The following is a 15,986-nucleotide window of genomic DNA, read 5'->3' as shown; positions in this document are numbered from 1 at the left end:
GGAGGATCTGCGGATATGGATTTACGATTGGTCAAAAGCGGCCTGTATGGGCTGTGCATCGGCGACGCCCTGGGCGTACCGGTGGAATTTCGCAGCCGGGAATCCCTCCGGGAGTCCCCGGTGGCCGACATGCTGGGAAACGGCACCTACCACCAGCCCGCCGGCACCTGGTCGGATGACAGCAGCATGACCCTGGCCCTGGCGGACAGCATCGGCCAGGCCGGCGGTATTGACCCCCAGGACATGATGGAGCGGTTCCGCTCCTGGTATCAGGAGGGCGCCTACACCCCCTGGGGTGTCTGCTTCGACGTGGGCAACGCCACCGCCCAGGCCATCGGCCGCTATCAGGCGGGGGTCGCCCCCGCCCTCTGCGGCGGCACCCAGGAGCGCTCCAACGGCAACGGCTCCCTCATGCGCATCCTGCCTCTGGCCTACGTCCTGTACGCCCAGTACGGCCCGGATCTCACCAGGCACCCCCAGGCCATGGAGACCATCCATCTGGTCTCCTCCCTCACCCACCGCCACCCCATCTCCCTGTCGGCCTGCGGGATCTACCTCAGCGTAGCCGCTCGGCTGCTGGACGGGATGACCCTCCCCGCAGCCATCGCCGCCGGGGTGCCCCAGGCCCTGGATTGGTACCGCTCCACCCCTGACTTTGCCCCGTGGATGGACACCTGGGCCCGCATCGCCGCCCCCGACGCCCTCCGCGCTCTGCCTGAGGAGGAGATCCGCAGCAGCGGCTATGTGGTGGACACTCTGGAGGCGTCCCTGTGGTGTCTCCTGAACACCAATCATTATCGGGACAGCGTCCTCAAAGCGGTGAATCTGGGCAGCGACACCGACACCACCGCCGCCGTCACCGGCGGTCTGGCCGGTCTGGCCTATGGCCTGGACGCCATCCCCAGGGCGTGGCTGGACCAGCTGGCCGGACAGCCCCTCGTCCAGCAGTGCTGTGACAGCCTCATCTCCTTTTTGGAGCACTCAGACAACTGAATTTTTTCGGCCGGAGCGCGTGGGTTTTTCCGCCGGGGCGTGTATGATAGAGTAGAAGGCGCCTGGAAAGGAGGGGACGGCATGGAAGAAGAGCTTCTGGAGTTGCTGCGCGCCCGGGACTCCCGGGGAGCCGATGTGCTGCTGCTCCACTACGGCCCTCTGATGCGCTATATCATTTCCCCCATCCTCGCCGACCCCCGGGACCGGGAGGAGTGCCTGTCCGAGGTGGTCCTGCGGGTGTGGGAGCGCTCGGACCAGTTTGACCCCCAGCGGGGCTCGTGGAACGCCTGGCTCACCGCCCTGACCCGCAACACCGCCCTCAACCGCGCCCGGCACAACCGCCGCTTCCCCGCCGGAGCGGAGGTGGACGAGCTCACCCCCTCCCCCGCCCCCACGCCGGAGGAGGCGCTGCTGCGGCAGGAGCGGGCCGAGGAGGTCCGTCGGGCGGTGTCCGCTCTGTCCAAGGGCGAACAGGCCCTCTTCTACCGCAAATACTACTACTTACAGTCCACCGCACAGATCGCCGCCGAGCTGGGGCTCTCCCCCCGGGCCGTGGAGGGACGGCTGTACCGGCTGCGCGCCCATCTGCGCAAGGCATTGGGAGGTGACGGGCATGGATAAACAGGACTGGACCTCTCTGGAAGAACCGGTATTTGACGAACTGCTGCTGGAAAACGCCCCGGACACGCCGCCGGATGACCTCATCTCACAGATCACCCCCTGGCGGAAGGCTGTGAACCGGGTGCTGTGGGGCTGCGCCCTCACCGCCCTCACCCTGAACTTCCTGCTGCTCAACTACCTGCTCCCCGCCATCGGAGTGGTGCTGATGTTGCTGGGCTTCCGCACTCTGCGGCGGGAAAACCGGTGGTTCCGGCTGTGCTATGCCCTCGCCGCCCTGCGGTGCGCCCTGACGGGCTACTCCCTCATCCGCAACACCACTGTGTTCCCCGCCGCTCCCTGGGAACAGGCCCTGGGCGTCATCAACCTGCTTCTCCTCCTCGCCGTCTTTTTCGCCCTGTGGCGGGGGCTGTGTACCCTGCGGGAAACCTCCGGTCTGGAGTTCTCCACCGGCAGCGCCGCCGCCCTTCTGGTGTGGTACGGCATTCTCTTTGTCCTGGCCATGCTGGGCGCGGTCGGATTCCTGGCCGTCATCGCCATCGTGGTGGCCTATGTCCTCATCCTCCGGAACCTCTTCCGCCTGTCGGGCGTGCTGGACGAGGCGGGCTACGCTATCCAGGCCGCCCCGGTGCGGCTGTCCGACCGGTGGGTGGTCCGGATCTTCGCCGTCATTCTGGCCGTGGGTATCGCCCTGGGCTACCTCTTCGGCGGCAGCTATCCCATGGACTGGGCGGAGCAGAACACCGACACCACCGCAGAGGTCCAGGAGATCAAAGACCACCTGGCGTCTCTGGGCTTCCCGGAGGACATCCTGAACGACCTCACCGACGCCGACCTGCTTTCCTGCGCCGGAGCCAAGCAGGTGGTGGTGGATGTGATGGACCACCCGGCCAACCGGGGTCGCAGGGTGACCGAGCAGCAGGGCAACAGTTTTTACAGCGATACGGTCTATGACACCAAGGAGCTGCGCATCACCGGCATCGCCGTGGAGCTGCCCGACGAGCGGGAGAGCTGGAAGATCATCCAGCACTTCCAGTGGCTCGAAAACCCCGGTTTCTACGGCACCGAATCCATCCAGCTCTGGCCCGCCAGCCGGACGGACGAGGGCTGGGGGATGCGCGGGGACTTCACCGGCCAGGTTCTCTATGACGAAAACGGCAAAACCTACATATCCCCCTACTTCTATCTGGGTGAGGAGACCTATACCTCCAGCAGCGTGTTCTGGGGGAGCACGCAAAACCAGGACCTCTTCGCCGCCTTCTCCCTCCCCGACCGGGGCGAGAACCACCGGGGCTATGTGTCCTACACCATTCAGGAGATGGTGGACGGTTATATCGTGGACGCCTGGATCAACTACACCCACCAAATGACCTGGTGGCAGTATCCCGTCCGCAGCGCTATGGAGACCCGGATGGTCAATGCCCGGAACGACACCGGGACCTTCCTCACCATCCAGGACGCCCTCCAGTTCTACCCCCACGACGGGATCACGGACCTCATCAACGCCGAATGACGAAAATCCCCGGGTATCCGCATCGGTATCCGGGGGTTTTTGTGCGCTTTGATGTGAAATTTTCTCTTGACATCGTGTACAGCGGCTGTTATACTGATTGAGCACAATAAAGCAGAACGGTCCCCGTCCTCACCTCCAGCACACGCGAAGAGGTTCACATGGTTTGAACTCCGCCGGTCTTTGCCGGTGGGTTTTCATGCGATGCGGGTACCGGACTGGTAGCCGCTTTTTTGTTTGATTTACCGAGAATGGGAGGTGCTGTCGTATCAGCAACAAGGGTCATCAAATCAACGAAGAGATCCGCGACAAGGAAGTTCGCCTGGTTTCCGCCACCGGCGAGCAGCTGGGCATCATGTCTGCCCGGGAGGCGCTGGAGAAGGCCATGGAGGCCGATCTGGATCTGGTAAAGATCTCGCCCACCGCCGTCCCCCCGGTCTGCAAGCTCATGGACTACGGCAAGTACAAGTTCGAGCAGACCAAGCGGGAGAAGGAAGCCAAGAAGAACCAGCGCGTCGTGGAGATCAAGGAAGTCCGCATGTCGCCCAGCATCGACGTGAACGATTTCAACGTCAAGCTGCGCAACGCCCAGAAGTTCCTGGGCGAGGGCAACCGGGTCAAGGTCACCGTCCGCTTCCGCGGCCGCGAAATGGCCCACACCGACATCGGCCGGAACCTCCTGGTCAAGTTCGCGGAGGATTGCGGCGAGGTCGCCACGTTGGATAAGGAGCCCAAGCTGGACGGCCGTCACATGTCCATCTTCCTCTCCCCCAAGACCGCCAAGGAGACCAAGAAGTAAGCTCCTGCGGCCCACTATGAAACAGTAAAGGAGATCACCACCATGCCTAAGCTGAAAACCCACAGCGGCGCGAAGAAGAGATTCGACCTCACCAAGACCGGCAAGGTCAAGCGCGCCCACGCCAACAAGCGTCACCTGCTCAACGGTCACGGCAAGACCACCAAGCTGAAGAGAGGCCTCCGCGCCGGCGCTTATGCGGATAAGACCAACGAGCCCGCCATCAAGCGCATGATCCCCTACAAATAAGAATCATTTACTCATTGATATAGGAGGCTAACCGACAATGGCTAGAGTCAAAGGCGCGATGATGACGCGCAAGAGAAGAAATAAGACCCTCAAGCTGGCTAAGGGCTACTTTGGCGCTAAGAGCAAGCACTTCAAGATGGCCAAGGAGCAGGTCATGAAGTCCCTGGTGTACGCCTACACCGGTCGCCGCCTGAAGAAGCGCGACTTCCGTCAGCTCTGGATCGCCCGCATCTCCGCCGGCTGCAAGCAGAACGGCATGAACTACTCCACCTTCATGAACGGCCTGAAGAAGGCCGGTGTGGAGATCAACCGCAAGATGCTCTCCGAGCTGGCCATCCACGACAAGGCCGCCTTCACCCAGCTGACCGAGCTGGCCAAGAGCAAGCTGGCCTAAGTCTTTTCGCCAAAATGACCGGGACTTCGTAAGAGGTCCCGGTTTTTTTGCGCGTTCCGTGACCGGGGACCCCGGAGGGGTTGCGCTCGCCGCGCGGACCGCCTACTCGGCGGGAGCCCCATTTCTTTTCGCGGAAAAGAAATGGGGAAAAGAAAAGGCGGAGAGGGGAACTTCTCGTTCCCCTCTCCACTCCCCTCCAAAAGGGCGGCCTTTTATGGGGCCGCCCCGATTGCCAGGGTACAACGCTTTCCGGATAGGCGGAAAGCCCGGAATTGGCCACGCCATGCTTTGGAAATACCGCCGCAGCCGAATGAAAGCCGGGATGCGTTTTGGGGGAGTCCAGAGGGGGGTATCCCCCCTCTGGGCTTTCTTTCCCACCGCTTTCTTTGCAAAGAAAGCGGTGCCCTGTCCGGGCAGGACGCCTGCGCGGCGAGCGCAACTGTTCCGGGCTTCCCGGAAATAAAGCAGTCCCGGAACTCCAAAGAAGCTCCGGGGCTGCTTTTTGTTTTCATAGAATCGTTTAATAAGCGGTCCAGCCGCCGTCGGTGGCGAAGGGCACGCCGGTGACATATCCGGCATCGTCGGAGGCCAGATAGAGGATGGCGCCCACCTGCTCCTCCGGGGTGGAGCTGCGCTTGAGCAGAGCGGTGGTCTTGCCGCCGATCATGGTCTCGGCCTTGGCCTCCTCCAGGCTCTTGCCCGCGGCCATGGCCGCCTGGATCTTCTGCTGGATCTCCTGGGCGGAGGCAGCGGTGAGGGGCGTGGCAGTGTTGGCCGGGTTCACCGAGTTGACCCGGATGTTGAAGGGAGCCAGATCGTTGGCCATGGCCTTGGTCAGGCCGTTGACCGCGTGCTTGGAGGTCACATAGGCGCTGGAGCGGTAGAAGCCGGTCAGGCCGGTCACCGAGCCCACGTTCACGATGGCGCCGCCCTGGCCCCGGGCGATCATGCGCTTGGCCTCCTCCCGGCAGCAGAAGAAAATGCCGTTGAGGTTGGTGTTGATGACCCGGTTCCACTCCTCGGTGGGCATCTCGTCGATGCGCTCGCCGTGGCCCACCACGCCGGCGTTGTTGATGGCAATATCCAGGGGGCCCACCTTGGCGTCGATCTCGGCAAAGAGCGCCTGGACCGCCTCTTCCCTGGTCACGTCGGCGGCCAGGAAAATCGCCTTGCCGCCCTTCTGGACGATCTCGTCCACCACGGCCTGTCCCCGCTCGGCATTGCGTCCCACGACCACCACAAAGGCGCCCTCGGCCGCGGCCCGCAGGCAGGCGGCCTTGCCGATGCCGGACGTTCCGCCGGTGATAAGCATGGTCTTTCCGGCAAAGCGGTTTTCAAATACGTACATGAGCTTCCCCTCCTTTAGATTGGTCAGCTATATTATATACTATTGAGTTTATTTAAGCAACTATAAGTTTCAGTTTATCCCAATCTTTTCGAAAAATTTTTTGCGTTTTTTTGAAATTTCCTCTTGCATTTTCCGGAGACATACGCTATAATAGTCAACGTTGCAGCGGTGAGCTGCTGCGGTTGACAGAACTGATCCGGGTGTAGCGAAGTTTGGTATCGCGCGTGGTTTGGGACCACGAGACCGCAGGTTCAAGTCCTGTCACCCGGACCATATGCGCGAGTGGTGGAATTGGCAGACTCGCTAGATTCAGGTTCTAGTGTGCATTACGCACGTGCGGGTTCAAGTCCCGCCTCGCGCACCACAAAAAATAACCACACCCCTTTCGGGTGTGGTTATTTTTATCATTACCCGAAATGCTAAGGGAGGATGACCTCACATGCGAATGAGAAAAAAGCCCAACCTGGACGTGCGCATGGAGCGCTGCGAGGAGCTGCTCATCCGGGAGCCCGAGGCCTGGAAGGGCCGCTGGCGGGAGCTCAAGCCCGACGCCGACGGCCTCCACCTGGAGATCGGCTGCGGCAAGGGCCGCTTCACCGTGGAGACCGCCCGCCTCCACCCCTCCACCCTCTTCGTGGCGGTGGAGCGTGTGGCCGACGCCATGGTCATCGCCATGGAGCGGGCCCGGCAGTTGGAGCTGACCAACGTCTTTTTCATCGACGCCGACGCCGCCCGACTGCGGGACTACTTCGCCCCCGGCGAGGTGGACCGCATCTATCTCAACTTCAGCGATCCCTGGCCCTCCAACCGCCACGCCAAGCGCCGCCTCACCCACACCGACTTCCTCATGCGCTACCGCCTGGTCCTCCGGGAGGGCGGCCAGATCCACTTCAAGACCGACAACCACGATCTCTACGAGTGGTCCCTCTTCCAGTTCCCCAAGGCGGGCTATACCCTCTCTGAGGTGACGCGAAACTTGCACGAGCACGGCATCCAGGGGGTCATGACCGACTACGAGGAGAAGTTCCATAATCTGGGCACCCCCATCAACCGCTGTGTGGCCACCGTGGGACCTCTTCCGGCAGAACTGAAAGACTGGATCGACCCTCTGGACCGGCCCCGTGAAAATGCCGAAGATCCTGTGTAAAGTTTCTGTAAAAACTGTGTAAGGCTTTTGATTTTTCTCTTGCATGCCCGGGGGGATTTTGGCATAATAGCAGGCGTGATGTAAAAACTTCATAAAATCGCGGTAAAACTTTACCGCAAGAGAGAAGGAGAACTTCGGACATGCAACTGGAAGACATATTCATGCTCTTCGGCGGCCTCGCACTCTTCCTCTACGGAATGACCTTGATGAGCACGGGTCTGGAGGTAGCGGCCGGCGACCGGCTGAAATCCATCCTGGAGCGTCTCACCTCCAATCGCCTGCTGGGTATGCTGGTGGGCGCCGGAATCACCGCTGTGATCCAGAGCTCCTCTGCCACCACCGTCATGGTCGTGGGCTTCGTCAACGCCGAGCTCATGACCCTGCAGCAGGCGGTGGGCGTCATCATGGGCGCCAACATCGGTACCACCGTCACCGGCCTGCTCATCGCACTGGACATCGGCCTCATCGCCCCCCTTATCGCCTTCGTGGGCGTCATCATGGCCACCATGATCAAGAACCAGAAGGCCAACTGTATCGGCCAGATCGTGGCCGGCCTGGGCATCCTGTTCATCGGCATGGACCTGATGAGCTCCTCCATGGCCCCCCTGCGGGATTATGAGCCCTTTGTGCAGCTGCTCACCAAGTTCTCCAACCCCCTGCTGGGCATTCTGGCCGGCACGCTCTTCACCGCCCTGGTGCAGAGCTCTTCCGCCAGCATCGGCATCCTCCAGGCCCTGGCGATCAGCGGCGTGGTCGGCCTGGACAATGCCGTGTTCGTCCTCTTCGGCCAGAACATCGGCACCTGCATCACCGCCTTCCTGGCCTCTCTGGGCGCCAACCGCAACGCCAAGCGGGCCACTCTCATCCATCTGATGTTCAACGTCATTGGCACCTGCATCTTTACGACCATCTGCCTGCTCACCCCCTTCGTGTCGGTCATCCAGAACGCGCTGCCCGGCGCGGTGGACGCGCAGATCGCCACCACCCACATCATCTTCAATGTGGTGACCACCCTGATCCTGCTGCCTCTGGGCGGCGTGCTGGCCAATGTGGCCTGCCGCATCCTCCCCGACCGTCCCCAGCCCCAGGGAGAGGGCGTCTTTTCCCTGTCCCTGGTGGACGAGCACGGCATGGGCTCCACCGCCATCGCCCTGCAGGAGCTGCACAAGCAGCTCACCGCCATGTTCGCTCTGGCCCGGGAGAATGTGGAGCTGTCCTTTGACGCCCTGCTGGACCGTAACGAGGAGAAATTCAAGCGCGTGGCCGAGCAGGAGGAGGAGATCGACCTCTACAACGCCGAGATCACCCGCTGCGTGGGTCGCCTGTCCACCCATGAGATGGCCCCCGCTGACTCCGACCGCTTCAGCCGCATGCTCATCATCTGCGGCAACATCGAGCGCATCGGTGACCACGCCATGAATATGGCCGAGTACCTCCTCCCCCTGGAGAAGCGCCACCTGAAGCTGGACGAGGACACCACCAAGGAGCTGCTCAACCTGCGCACCCTGGCCACCCACGCGCTGATGGCCATTGACTTCGAGGACGACAAGCCCTCCCACCGCCAGCGCACCCAGGACACCGTCTCCCTGCTGGAAGTGGACAGCGACGAGAAGAACCGCCAGTACCGCGCCGCTCAGATCGAGCGGATGAAGCATGGCCACACCGATCCGGAGGTCAGCATCCTGTACAGCGAGATCCTCACCGACATCGAGCGTCTGCTGGACCACACCCTCAACATCGCCGAGGCTCTGAACAAGTAAAGAACGCCGAAGAGGCCGGACCCATCGGGGTCCGGCCTCTTGTGTTTTCCGGGGCGGCACGGTATAATCATCAAAAAAGACAGGAGGGATCTCATGAAGACTGGCGCCATTCTCGTGGAGACCGGTACGGCGGCTCTGGACGCCTCCGCGCCCCTCTCCCCCGCTCAGCGCCTGGTCCGCACCCTGCAGTGCGTGGGTGTGGGCCCCATCGTGCTGCTGACCCCCCTTGCCTCTCTGGAGGAACAGGAGAAGCGCATGGCCCACTGGGGCGTGCTGTGTCTCCCGGACCACGCCCAGGGCCGGGCCGACGCCGTGGATTTTCTTGTTTCCCGATGTGATCGTCTGCTCCTTGCCCCCTCTGATGTGCCCTTCGTCTCCACCGATACGATGGGGATCCTGCTGAATTGCGGCCTTCCCCTGGTGCGCCCCCGCTGCCGGGAGGTAGACGGCTGGCCCCTGCTCCTCCCCGCCCAGCGTCTGGCCGAAGCAGCAGAGTCTGGTCTGCTCTCCGGCACCCTGCCCGCCGAAACCCTGAACATCGATGACGCAGGGAGCCTGCGGGAGTCCCTGGCCGAGGGGAAGTGGCCTCTGCTGCGGGATCTGCGCCGGGAGGAGGCCATCCGCCCCACGGTCAAACTGCGCCTGTGCGGTGAACGGCCCTTCCTGGGGCCCGGTGTGGCACAGCTCCTCTCCCTCATCGATGCCACCGAGTCGGTGCGCATGGCCAGCCAGCAGATGGGCCTGTCGTACAGCAAGGCCTGGAAGATGATCTCCGTATTGGAGGAGGAACTGGGCGAAGCGGTGGTGCTCCGCTGTCAGGGCGGCAAGCACGGCGGCTCCGCCCGCATCTCTCCCTTTGGGCTGGACCTGCTGGAGAAGTACCGCCGCCTGGAGGAGGAGTGCCAGGCCTTTGCCCGCTCCCGCTTCCGGGCCATCTTCGGCGGCGAAAGAAGCGTTTGACAAATCCGGGACAGGTATACTATAATGTAGAACAATGATTCTAACAGAACAGACGGCCGCTGAGCGGCCGTCTCTTCCGATGACCAAATACTTTTGGAAAACCATTCCTATCCATCTCCGGAATAAGCCGCCCTGCGGTTTATTCGCGCGGCCGCTCTGCCGGAGCCGTTGGGGCCGGCCCCGGCCGGAGCTCTCGCTCATGCCGCGCCGATCTGTGAATCCCTCTCTCGACCGAAAACGGCCGGAGCCATATGGCTCCGGCCGTTTTCCAGTTTCTTAGTAGTTCTTGGCCTGCAGCTCAAAGTAGGCCTGGGGATGGGCGCACACGGGGCAGACCTGAGGGGCCTCCTTGCCCACGTGCAGGTGGCCGCAGTTGCGGCACTTCCACACATAGACGTCGCCCTTCTGGAACACCTGACCCTCCTCCAGGTTCTTCAGCAGGGTCAGATAGCGCTCCTCGTGCTCCTTCTCGATCTTGCCCACGCCCTCAAACAGGAAGGCCAGACGGGTGAAGCCCTCTTCCTTGGCGGTCTCGGCCATCTCCTTGTACATCTGGGTCCATTCCTCGTTCTCGCCGGCGGCGGCGGACTTCAGGTTGGCGGCGGTGTCGCCGATGCCGCCCAGCTCCTTGAACCACAGCTTGGCGTGCTCCTTCTCGTTGCCGGCGGTCTCCTCGAAGATGGCCGCGATCTGCTCGAAGCCCTCCTTCTTGGCCTTGCTGGCAAAGTAGGTGTACTTGTTACGGGCCATGCTCTCGCCGGCAAACGCCTTCCACAGATTGGCCTCGGTCTTGCTGCCCTTCAGTTCCATAAATATGATCTCCTTTCTAATTCAGATCGGGGTTGAAATCAACCCTCGCCTTTCCAGAATCCGTGCAGGTTGCAGATCTCATAGGCCTCCACCTTTTCCGAGCTGGTGAAGGTCCGCAGCTCCGGCGCGTCGCCGGGCTTGGGGAAGCGGAGGGTGACGGTATCGCCGTCCACCGCCGCGATGAAGGTGATGTAATGCTCGGGGAGCATGGGGTGGGCCACCTCGCCCACCTTCACGGTGACCGTGCTGCCGCTGCCGTGGGGCTTGCGCTCCACCACGGGGACGTGCTTCTCCAGCGCGCCGTCGGCGGTGTTGGGCTTCCACTCGCTCATGAGCTCTCCGCAGCAGATGACGGGCACACCCTTGTCAACCACTTTCCAGACCACATTGCCGCAGTGGGCACAGCGATAGAGCTTGAATTCCATCTTGCTTCCTCCTTTGTTCTGTCAGGATGTTTTGGCCAGTTCCTCCGCGGCCCGGCACCGGGCGCAGCAGCCGTGGAAGATCAGCTCATGTCCTTCGATTTGGTGTTCACTGGCGCCGTCCGCCTTTTCATCCAGCTCCCGGCAGTAGGGCAGATCCAGATCGTATACGCCGCCGCACTTGTCGCAGCGGAAATGGCAATGGGGCTTCGTATTGCCATCATAGCGCTCTACCGGGAACGCCATGCGGGTGATCCGGCCCTCGTTGGCCAGGAGATTCAGGTTGCGGTACACGGTGCCCAGGCTCAGACTGGGATTCTCCGGTTTGAGCCACTGGTAGACCATCTCCGCAGTGGGATGCTCCGTCGTGTCCATCAGTGCCTGATAGATGAGCTCACGCTGGCGCGAATAGCGTTTGCCGTTCATGGCAGGCCCCCTTCTTCTCTTATTAGTAACCATTACTGTTATTAGGAATATACCATACTTCTCCTCAAATTGCAAGCCCTTTTTTCCGATGAAACAAAACGCATAAAGCGCCCGGCTGCGTGGCACGCTAGTCTCGGCGACTTCCCATGGAAATACCCACCGAAGAGGAGACTTTGTTATGAGACGAATTCTGATCCTGTGCGCCCTGTCCTGCGGGCTGGTCCTGATCCTGACGGGCTGCTTCGGCAGCAACACCACCACGCCCACGACCACGCCGATGAACACGCCCATGGTCACCCCGGACACGACGCCCGACAACACCCCCGATATGACTCCGGATGTGACGCCGGACGTGACCCCTGACACCTCGCCCGACACCAGCAGCCCCATGGAGAACGCGGCGGATGACATGGGCAAGGCCGCCCGCTACGCCGCCGACGATGCGGGCCAGCTGGTCCGGGACGCCGCTGAGGGCGTGGGCAATGCCGCCCGGGACATCGGCAACGGCGTGAAAAACGCTCTTAACTAAGAGCGGGGAAGGTGTGCTCGCCGCACGGGCCGCTTGCTCAGCGGGAGCCCGATTTCTTTTCGCGAAAAGAAATCGGGGAAAGAAAAGGCGGAGAGGGGAACTTCTCGTTCCCCTCTCCACTCCCCTCCAAAAGGGCGGCCTTTCAAGGGGCCGCCCCGTTTTTTGCCGCAGTACAACGCTTTCCGGATAGGCGGAAAGCCCGGAATTGGCCACGCCGCACTTTGGAAATACCGCCGCAGAAGAATGAAAGCCGGGATGCGCTTTGGGGGAGTCCAGAGGGGGGTATCCCCCCTCTGGGCTTTCTTTCCCACCGCTTTCTTTGCAAAGAAAGCGGTGCTCCCGCCGAGTAGGCGGCCTGCGCGGCGAGCGCAAGTCCTCCGGGCTTCCCGAAAAAACAGATTATCGGACCCACTGCAGCAGCAGCTCCAGCGCCTTCGGGGTGAGCAGCAGGAGCGCCAGCAAATTGGGCAGCGCCATCAGCCCATTCCACAGGTCCGCCAGCTGCCACACCGCCCCCAGCTCCCCGGTGCTCCCCGCCACGATGGCGAGCAGGCACACCGCCCGGTAGGCCGTCCGCCCCCTGGTCCCGCCGGTGAGCCAGTGGAGGCACCGCTCGCCGTAGTAGCTCCACCCCACCAGGGAGGTGAAGGCAAAGAGCAGCAGGCACACCGCCACCAGGGCCGTCCCCCACTGCCCCAGCACCGTGGAGAAGGCCCGGGCGGCCAGGGGCGCCCCCAGCATCCCCTCCGGCACATGCCCCTCCTGGAGGGCCGTCCCGGCGGTCAGGGGGTCATAAACGCCCGTGGTGAGGATCACCAGCGCGGTCACGGTACATACCAGCAGCGTAGCCACTCCCACCTCCAGGATGCCCCACATGCCCTCCTCCGCCGGGTCCTCCACCCGGGCAGCGGCGTGGGCCATGGCAGAGGAGCCCATCCCCGCCTCATTGGTGAACACGCCCCGGGCCACCCCGTAGCGGATGGCGGAGGCGGCCACATACCCCACCGGCGCGGCGGGCCGGAAAGCCCCCTCCAGAATGGCCCGGAAAGCGTCCGGCAAATACGTCCGCTGTGTCCACAGCACCGCGCAGCCCCCCGCCAGAAAGAGGAAGGCCATCAGGGGTACCAGACTCTCGCTGACCTTGCCGATGCGGCCCACGCCGCCCCAGATCACCGCCCCGCAGGCCAGCGCGGTAAGGACCCCCACCGCCAGCCTGGGACAGCCCCAGGCGGCCTCCAGAGCGGTGGCGATGGAGTTGGCCTGGACCAGATTTCCCCCCGCCAGCGAGGACCCCAGGCAGCACAGGCAGAAGCACGCCGCCAGCACAGGGCTGTGGAGCCCTCGGGCCATGTAGCACATGGGTCCTCCCTGCCAGCCGCCGTCCTCTCCCCGCTCCCGGTAGGCCACCGCCAGGGTCTTTTCGGCGCACCCGGTCATCATCCCCAGCACCGCTGATACCCACATCCAAAAGACCGCCCCAGGGCCCCCCAGCACGACGGCGGTGGCCACGCCGGCGATGCTGCCGGTGCCGATGGTGGAGGCCAGGGCGGTAGCCAGGGCCTGGGTCTGGCTCAGGCCGCCCCCGCCGCTTTTCTTCCGGGTGAAAAGGCTCCCCACCGTGGCTTTCAGCCAGGTTTTCAGGCCAAAGAGCTGGAAAAAGCCGGTGCGCACCGAGTACCAGAGCCCGGTCACGAGAAAAAGCCCCAGCAGCCACGGGTTCCACAGGGCATCCGCCGCCCGCTCCAGTGTGAGCATCCTCCTCACCTCCCTTTCTGGGAGGGTATGCGCCTCCTGCCCCCACCATGCCGGAAACCTGGGGCCTCCCGGTGCATAGGATGGGGCAAACCCGTTTGGAGGTGGCCCATGGATACCCTTTCCCTCTGCCTCATCGTCCGGGATGAGGAGGACGTGCTGGCGCGGTGCCTGGAGAGCGCCGCCGGGCTCTACGACGAGCTCATTATCGTGGACACAGGCTCCACCGACGCCACCGTGGACATCGCCCGGCGCTTTACCGAGCACGTCCACTTCTTCCCCTGGCGGGACGACTTTGCCGCCGCCCGCAACTTCTCCTTCCAGCAGGCCACCATGTCCTACTGCATGTGGCTGGACGCCGACGACGTCCTCCTCCCCGCCGACCGGGAGGCCTTTCTGGCCCTCAAGCGGGACGTGCTCCCCGGCCCCGACGTGGTGATGGCCCCCTATCACGCGGGGCTGGACGAGAAGGGCGCGCCCCTGCTCACCTACTGCCGGGAGCGCATCGTCCGCAACGCCCCCCATCTGCGCTGGGAGGGGGCGGTCCACGAGTGCATCGCGCCGGTGGGAGAGGTGGTCTACACCGACGCCGCGGTCACCCACCAAAAACTCCGGCCAAGCGACCCGGACCGCAATCTGCGCATCCTGGAGGGGGTGCTCTCTCGGGGGCGCAATCTCTCCCCCCGGGAACAGTTCTACTACGGCCGGGAGCTGGCCGCCCACGGCCGCTTTGAGGAGGCTGTGAAGGTGCTGGAGGACTTCCTCACCGTAGGCTGGGGCTGGAAGGAGAACAACATCGAGGCCTGCCGCAATCTGGCCCAGTGCTATCTGGCGCTGGAGCGGCCCCGGCAGGCCCGACGGGCCCTGCTGGAGAGCCTGGCCTTCGACGGCCCCCGGGCGGAGGTGTGCTGCGACCTGGGAAAGCTCCTGCTGGACCAGGGGGATTACGTCCGGGCCGCAGCGTGGTATCAGGAGGCTTTGAAACACCCCTGTGACCCCCGCAGCGGGGCCTTCTGCCTCCCCGACTGCCACGGCTTCCTCCCCTGCATCCAGCTTTGCCTGTGCTGCCATCACCTGGGACAGCGCGCCGAGGCCGAGGCGTGGAACCGCCGGGCGGGGACCTATCGCCCCGACCACCCGGCCTACCGCTACAATCTGGACTTCTTCGCCCGAACCTAAAAAATCCGGGCCCCGCGGAAGCTTCCGCAGGGCCCGGTTGGGATCGGTATTTAGAAGAGGTCCATCTTTTTCAGCACCACGGCCACCACGCCGATGATACCGGCGGCGACGACCAGCGGGAACCACCAGAACTGATCCAGCGGCAGCCCCGCCACGTTCATGCCGTAGAAGCCGAACACGATGTTGGGGATGGTCAGCAGGATGGTGATGGAGGTCAGCACCTTCATGATGACGTTCAGGTTGTTGGAGATGACGCTGGCGAAGGCGTCCATCATGCCCGAGATGATGGAGGAGTAGATGTTGGCCATCTCAATGGCCTGGCGCACCTCGATGAGCACGTCCTCCAGCAGGTCGTGGTCCTCCTCGTAGAGGGTGATGATGCGCCCGCGCAGGATCTTCTCCAGGGTCACCTCGTTGGCCTTCAGCGAGGTATTGAAGTAAACCAGGGACTTTTCCAGGTCCAGGAGCTGGATGAGCTCCTTGTTGCGCTGGGACTTGTAGAGCTGGCGCTCCATATAGCTGTAGATCTTGTCGATCTGCTTCAGGTACTGCAGGAAGCGCTTGGCCACCCGCAGCAGCATATAGAGGATGAAGCTGGTGCGCTTCTGGGTCTCGGCATTGCGGACCAGACCGTCCTGGAAGTCCTTGATGATGGAGGATTCCTTCAGGCAGACGGTGATGATGTGCTTCTCGGTGACGATGATACCCAGAGGGAGGGTGGAGTACACCACCTGGTCGTCCTTCTCCACGGCGGGCACGTCGATGATGAGGAGGGTCTGGCCCTCCTCGGTGTCGATACGGGAGGTCTCCTCCTCGTCCAGAGCCGCCCGCAGGAAGGAGGGCTCCACCGCCAGGGTGGCGGCCACGGTGTTCAGCTCATCCTCGCTGGGGTAGGTCAGGTTGACCCAGCAGCCGTCCTGGATGGTGTCCAGCCGGGTCATCTTTCCGTTGATGGTCTTGTGGATGGTAAGCATCTGAAAATCACGCCTTTCCGGCGGGCCGTTCTCCAAAAAAGGGCATGAAAAACCCGCGCGTTGTCTTGTCTCGCACCGGTGCGCAACACGCACAGCACCGGCGCTGCGGCAACACAGAC

At 63.0% G+C, this 15,986-nt stretch carries 17 protein-coding genes and 2 tRNA genes; 13 read left to right on the top strand and 6 right to left on the bottom strand.

Features of this window, described 5'->3' with window-relative positions:
• The first annotated feature begins 15 nt into the window (after positions 1-15).
• The 6 genes from B5G43_RS04910 (at position 16) to rplT (ending at position 4,560) form a co-directional block, all read left to right on the top strand.
• Positions 16-993 (top strand): ADP-ribosylglycohydrolase family protein, encoded by a 978-nt coding sequence (locus B5G43_RS04910; protein WP_087259354.1) that lies wholly within the window; start codon positions 16-18, stop codon positions 991-993.
• An 81-nt stretch (positions 994-1,074) separates the two neighbouring features.
• On the top strand, positions 1,075-1,614 hold the full coding sequence (locus B5G43_RS04905; RefSeq protein ID WP_087259353.1) for a sigma-70 family RNA polymerase sigma factor: 540 nt from the start codon (positions 1,075-1,077) through the stop codon (positions 1,612-1,614).
• A complete protein-coding gene (locus B5G43_RS04900) occupies positions 1,607-3,124 on the top strand; it encodes a hypothetical protein (protein WP_087259352.1) in 1,518 nt (505 codons plus the stop codon). The genes B5G43_RS04905 and B5G43_RS04900 overlap by 8 nt, the downstream gene beginning before the upstream one ends.
• Positions 3,125-3,389: 265 nt before the next feature.
• Positions 3,390-3,920 carry a translation initiation factor IF-3 gene (gene infC / locus B5G43_RS04895; RefSeq protein ID WP_087259351.1) on the top strand — a complete coding sequence of 177 codons (531 nt, stop codon included), beginning with the start codon at positions 3,390-3,392 and terminating at the stop codon, positions 3,918-3,920.
• Between the two features lie 42 nt (positions 3,921-3,962).
• Positions 3,963-4,166, top strand: a complete 204-nt coding sequence (gene rpmI / locus B5G43_RS04890; RefSeq protein ID WP_087259350.1) for a 50S ribosomal protein L35 — start codon at positions 3,963-3,965, stop codon at positions 4,164-4,166.
• A gap of 37 nt (positions 4,167-4,203) precedes the next feature.
• Entirely contained in the window at positions 4,204-4,560 is a 357-nt protein-coding gene (rplT, locus tag B5G43_RS04885) for a 50S ribosomal protein L20 (RefSeq protein WP_087259349.1), read from the top strand.
• A gap of 520 nt (positions 4,561-5,080) precedes the next feature.
• On the opposite strand, the gene B5G43_RS04880 is transcribed toward rplT, so the two are convergent.
• Complete coding sequence (locus B5G43_RS04880; protein ID WP_087259348.1) at positions 5,081-5,908, bottom strand: SDR family NAD(P)-dependent oxidoreductase; 828 nt, start codon at positions 5,906-5,908, stop codon at positions 5,081-5,083.
• A gap of 196 nt (positions 5,909-6,104) precedes the next feature.
• Here B5G43_RS04880 and B5G43_RS04875 point away from each other — a divergent pair.
• The 5 genes from B5G43_RS04875 (at position 6,105) to B5G43_RS04855 (ending at position 9,775) form a co-directional block, all read left to right on the top strand.
• Positions 6,105-6,181 (top strand) — tRNA-Pro (locus B5G43_RS04875).
• Between the two features lie 3 nt (positions 6,182-6,184).
• A tRNA-Leu gene (locus B5G43_RS04870) sits at positions 6,185-6,272 on the top strand.
• A 75-nt stretch (positions 6,273-6,347) separates the two neighbouring features.
• A complete protein-coding gene (gene trmB / locus B5G43_RS04865; protein ID WP_087259347.1) occupies positions 6,348-7,055 on the top strand; it encodes a tRNA (guanosine(46)-N7)-methyltransferase TrmB in 708 nt (235 codons plus the stop codon).
• A 140-nt stretch (positions 7,056-7,195) separates the two neighbouring features.
• Positions 7,196-8,815: a Na/Pi cotransporter family protein gene (locus B5G43_RS04860; protein ID WP_087259346.1), complete on the top strand. Its 1,620-nt coding sequence runs from the start codon at positions 7,196-7,198 to the stop codon at positions 8,813-8,815.
• A 93-nt stretch (positions 8,816-8,908) separates the two neighbouring features.
• Positions 8,909-9,775, top strand: coding sequence for a LysR family transcriptional regulator (locus B5G43_RS04855; RefSeq protein ID WP_087259345.1), 867 nt, complete (start codon positions 8,909-8,911; stop codon positions 9,773-9,775).
• Between the two features lie 276 nt (positions 9,776-10,051).
• Here B5G43_RS04855 and rbr read toward each other — a convergent pair whose 3' ends face one another.
• The 3 genes from rbr to B5G43_RS04840 are packed head-to-tail and all read right to left on the bottom strand — an operon-like array spanning position 10,052 to position 11,433.
• On the bottom strand, positions 10,052-10,585 hold the full coding sequence (gene rbr / locus B5G43_RS04850; protein ID WP_087259344.1) for a rubrerythrin: 534 nt from the start codon (positions 10,583-10,585) through the stop codon (positions 10,052-10,054).
• A gap of 38 nt (positions 10,586-10,623) precedes the next feature.
• On the bottom strand, positions 10,624-11,010 hold the full coding sequence (locus B5G43_RS04845; protein WP_087259343.1) for a desulfoferrodoxin family protein: 387 nt from the start codon (positions 11,008-11,010) through the stop codon (positions 10,624-10,626).
• 21 nt (positions 11,011-11,031) lie between these two features.
• Positions 11,032-11,433: a transcriptional repressor gene (locus tag B5G43_RS04840; protein WP_087259342.1), complete on the bottom strand. Its 402-nt coding sequence runs from the start codon at positions 11,431-11,433 to the stop codon at positions 11,032-11,034.
• Positions 11,434-11,611: 178 nt separating this feature from the next.
• Between B5G43_RS04840 and B5G43_RS04835 the strand changes: the two genes are divergently transcribed.
• Entirely contained in the window at positions 11,612-11,962 is a 351-nt protein-coding gene (locus B5G43_RS04835) for a hypothetical protein (protein WP_087259341.1), read from the top strand.
• A gap of 399 nt (positions 11,963-12,361) precedes the next feature.
• Here B5G43_RS04835 and B5G43_RS04830 read toward each other — a convergent pair whose 3' ends face one another.
• Complete coding sequence (locus tag B5G43_RS04830; RefSeq protein ID WP_087259340.1) at positions 12,362-13,717, bottom strand: alanine/glycine:cation symporter family protein; 1,356 nt, start codon at positions 13,715-13,717, stop codon at positions 12,362-12,364.
• Positions 13,718-13,825: 108 nt separating this feature from the next.
• Here B5G43_RS04830 and B5G43_RS04825 point away from each other — a divergent pair, with 108 nt between their 5' ends.
• Positions 13,826-14,893 (top strand): glycosyltransferase, encoded by a 1,068-nt coding sequence (locus B5G43_RS04825; RefSeq protein WP_087259339.1) that lies wholly within the window; start codon positions 13,826-13,828, stop codon positions 14,891-14,893.
• Between the two features lie 50 nt (positions 14,894-14,943).
• Here B5G43_RS04825 and B5G43_RS04820 read toward each other — a convergent pair whose 3' ends face one another.
• A complete protein-coding gene (locus B5G43_RS04820) occupies positions 14,944-15,867 on the bottom strand; it encodes a magnesium transporter CorA family protein (RefSeq protein ID WP_204244536.1) in 924 nt (307 codons plus the stop codon).
• Positions 15,868-15,986 lie beyond the last annotated feature (119 nt).

Source organism: Flavonifractor sp. An92 (assembly GCF_002159175.1).
Taxonomy (GTDB): Bacteria; Bacillota; Clostridia; order Oscillospirales; family Oscillospiraceae; genus Pseudoflavonifractor_A.
Note: the sequence above shows the minus strand (reverse complement) of the source record. Positions and strands in the feature narration are given on the sequence as shown.

What these genes read in the sequence shown, in the direction of transcription:
- B5G43_RS04910 (WP_087259354.1), top strand. Translation starts at nt 16, where the DNA reads ATGGATTTACGATTGGTCAAAAGCGGCCTGTATGGGCTGTGCATCGGC.
- B5G43_RS04905 (WP_087259353.1), top strand. Translation starts at nt 1,075, where the DNA reads ATGGAAGAAGAGCTTCTGGAGTTGCTGCGCGCCCGGGACTCCCGGGGA.
- B5G43_RS04900 (WP_087259352.1), top strand. Translation starts at nt 1,607, where the DNA reads ATGGATAAACAGGACTGGACCTCTCTGGAAGAACCGGTATTTGACGAA.
- rpmI (WP_087259350.1), top strand. Translation starts at nt 3,963, where the DNA reads ATGCCTAAGCTGAAAACCCACAGCGGCGCGAAGAAGAGATTCGACCTC.
- rplT (WP_087259349.1), top strand. Translation starts at nt 4,204, where the DNA reads ATGGCTAGAGTCAAAGGCGCGATGATGACGCGCAAGAGAAGAAATAAG.
- B5G43_RS04880 (WP_087259348.1), bottom strand. Translation starts at nt 5,908, where the DNA reads ATGTACGTATTTGAAAACCGCTTTGCCGGAAAGACCATGCTTATCACC.
- trmB (WP_087259347.1), top strand. Translation starts at nt 6,348, where the DNA reads ATGCGAATGAGAAAAAAGCCCAACCTGGACGTGCGCATGGAGCGCTGC.
- B5G43_RS04860 (WP_087259346.1), top strand. Translation starts at nt 7,196, where the DNA reads ATGCAACTGGAAGACATATTCATGCTCTTCGGCGGCCTCGCACTCTTC.
- B5G43_RS04855 (WP_087259345.1), top strand. Translation starts at nt 8,909, where the DNA reads ATGAAGACTGGCGCCATTCTCGTGGAGACCGGTACGGCGGCTCTGGAC.
- rbr (WP_087259344.1), bottom strand. Translation starts at nt 10,585, where the DNA reads ATGGAACTGAAGGGCAGCAAGACCGAGGCCAATCTGTGGAAGGCGTTT.
- B5G43_RS04845 (WP_087259343.1), bottom strand. Translation starts at nt 11,010, where the DNA reads ATGGAATTCAAGCTCTATCGCTGTGCCCACTGCGGCAATGTGGTCTGG.
- B5G43_RS04840 (WP_087259342.1), bottom strand. Translation starts at nt 11,433, where the DNA reads ATGAACGGCAAACGCTATTCGCGCCAGCGTGAGCTCATCTATCAGGCA.
- B5G43_RS04835 (WP_087259341.1), top strand. Translation starts at nt 11,612, where the DNA reads ATGAGACGAATTCTGATCCTGTGCGCCCTGTCCTGCGGGCTGGTCCTG.
- B5G43_RS04830 (WP_087259340.1), bottom strand. Translation starts at nt 13,717, where the DNA reads ATGCTCACACTGGAGCGGGCGGCGGATGCCCTGTGGAACCCGTGGCTG.
- B5G43_RS04825 (WP_087259339.1), top strand. Translation starts at nt 13,826, where the DNA reads ATGGATACCCTTTCCCTCTGCCTCATCGTCCGGGATGAGGAGGACGTG.
- B5G43_RS04820 (WP_204244536.1), bottom strand. Translation starts at nt 15,867, where the DNA reads ATGCTTACCATCCACAAGACCATCAACGGAAAGATGACCCGGCTGGAC.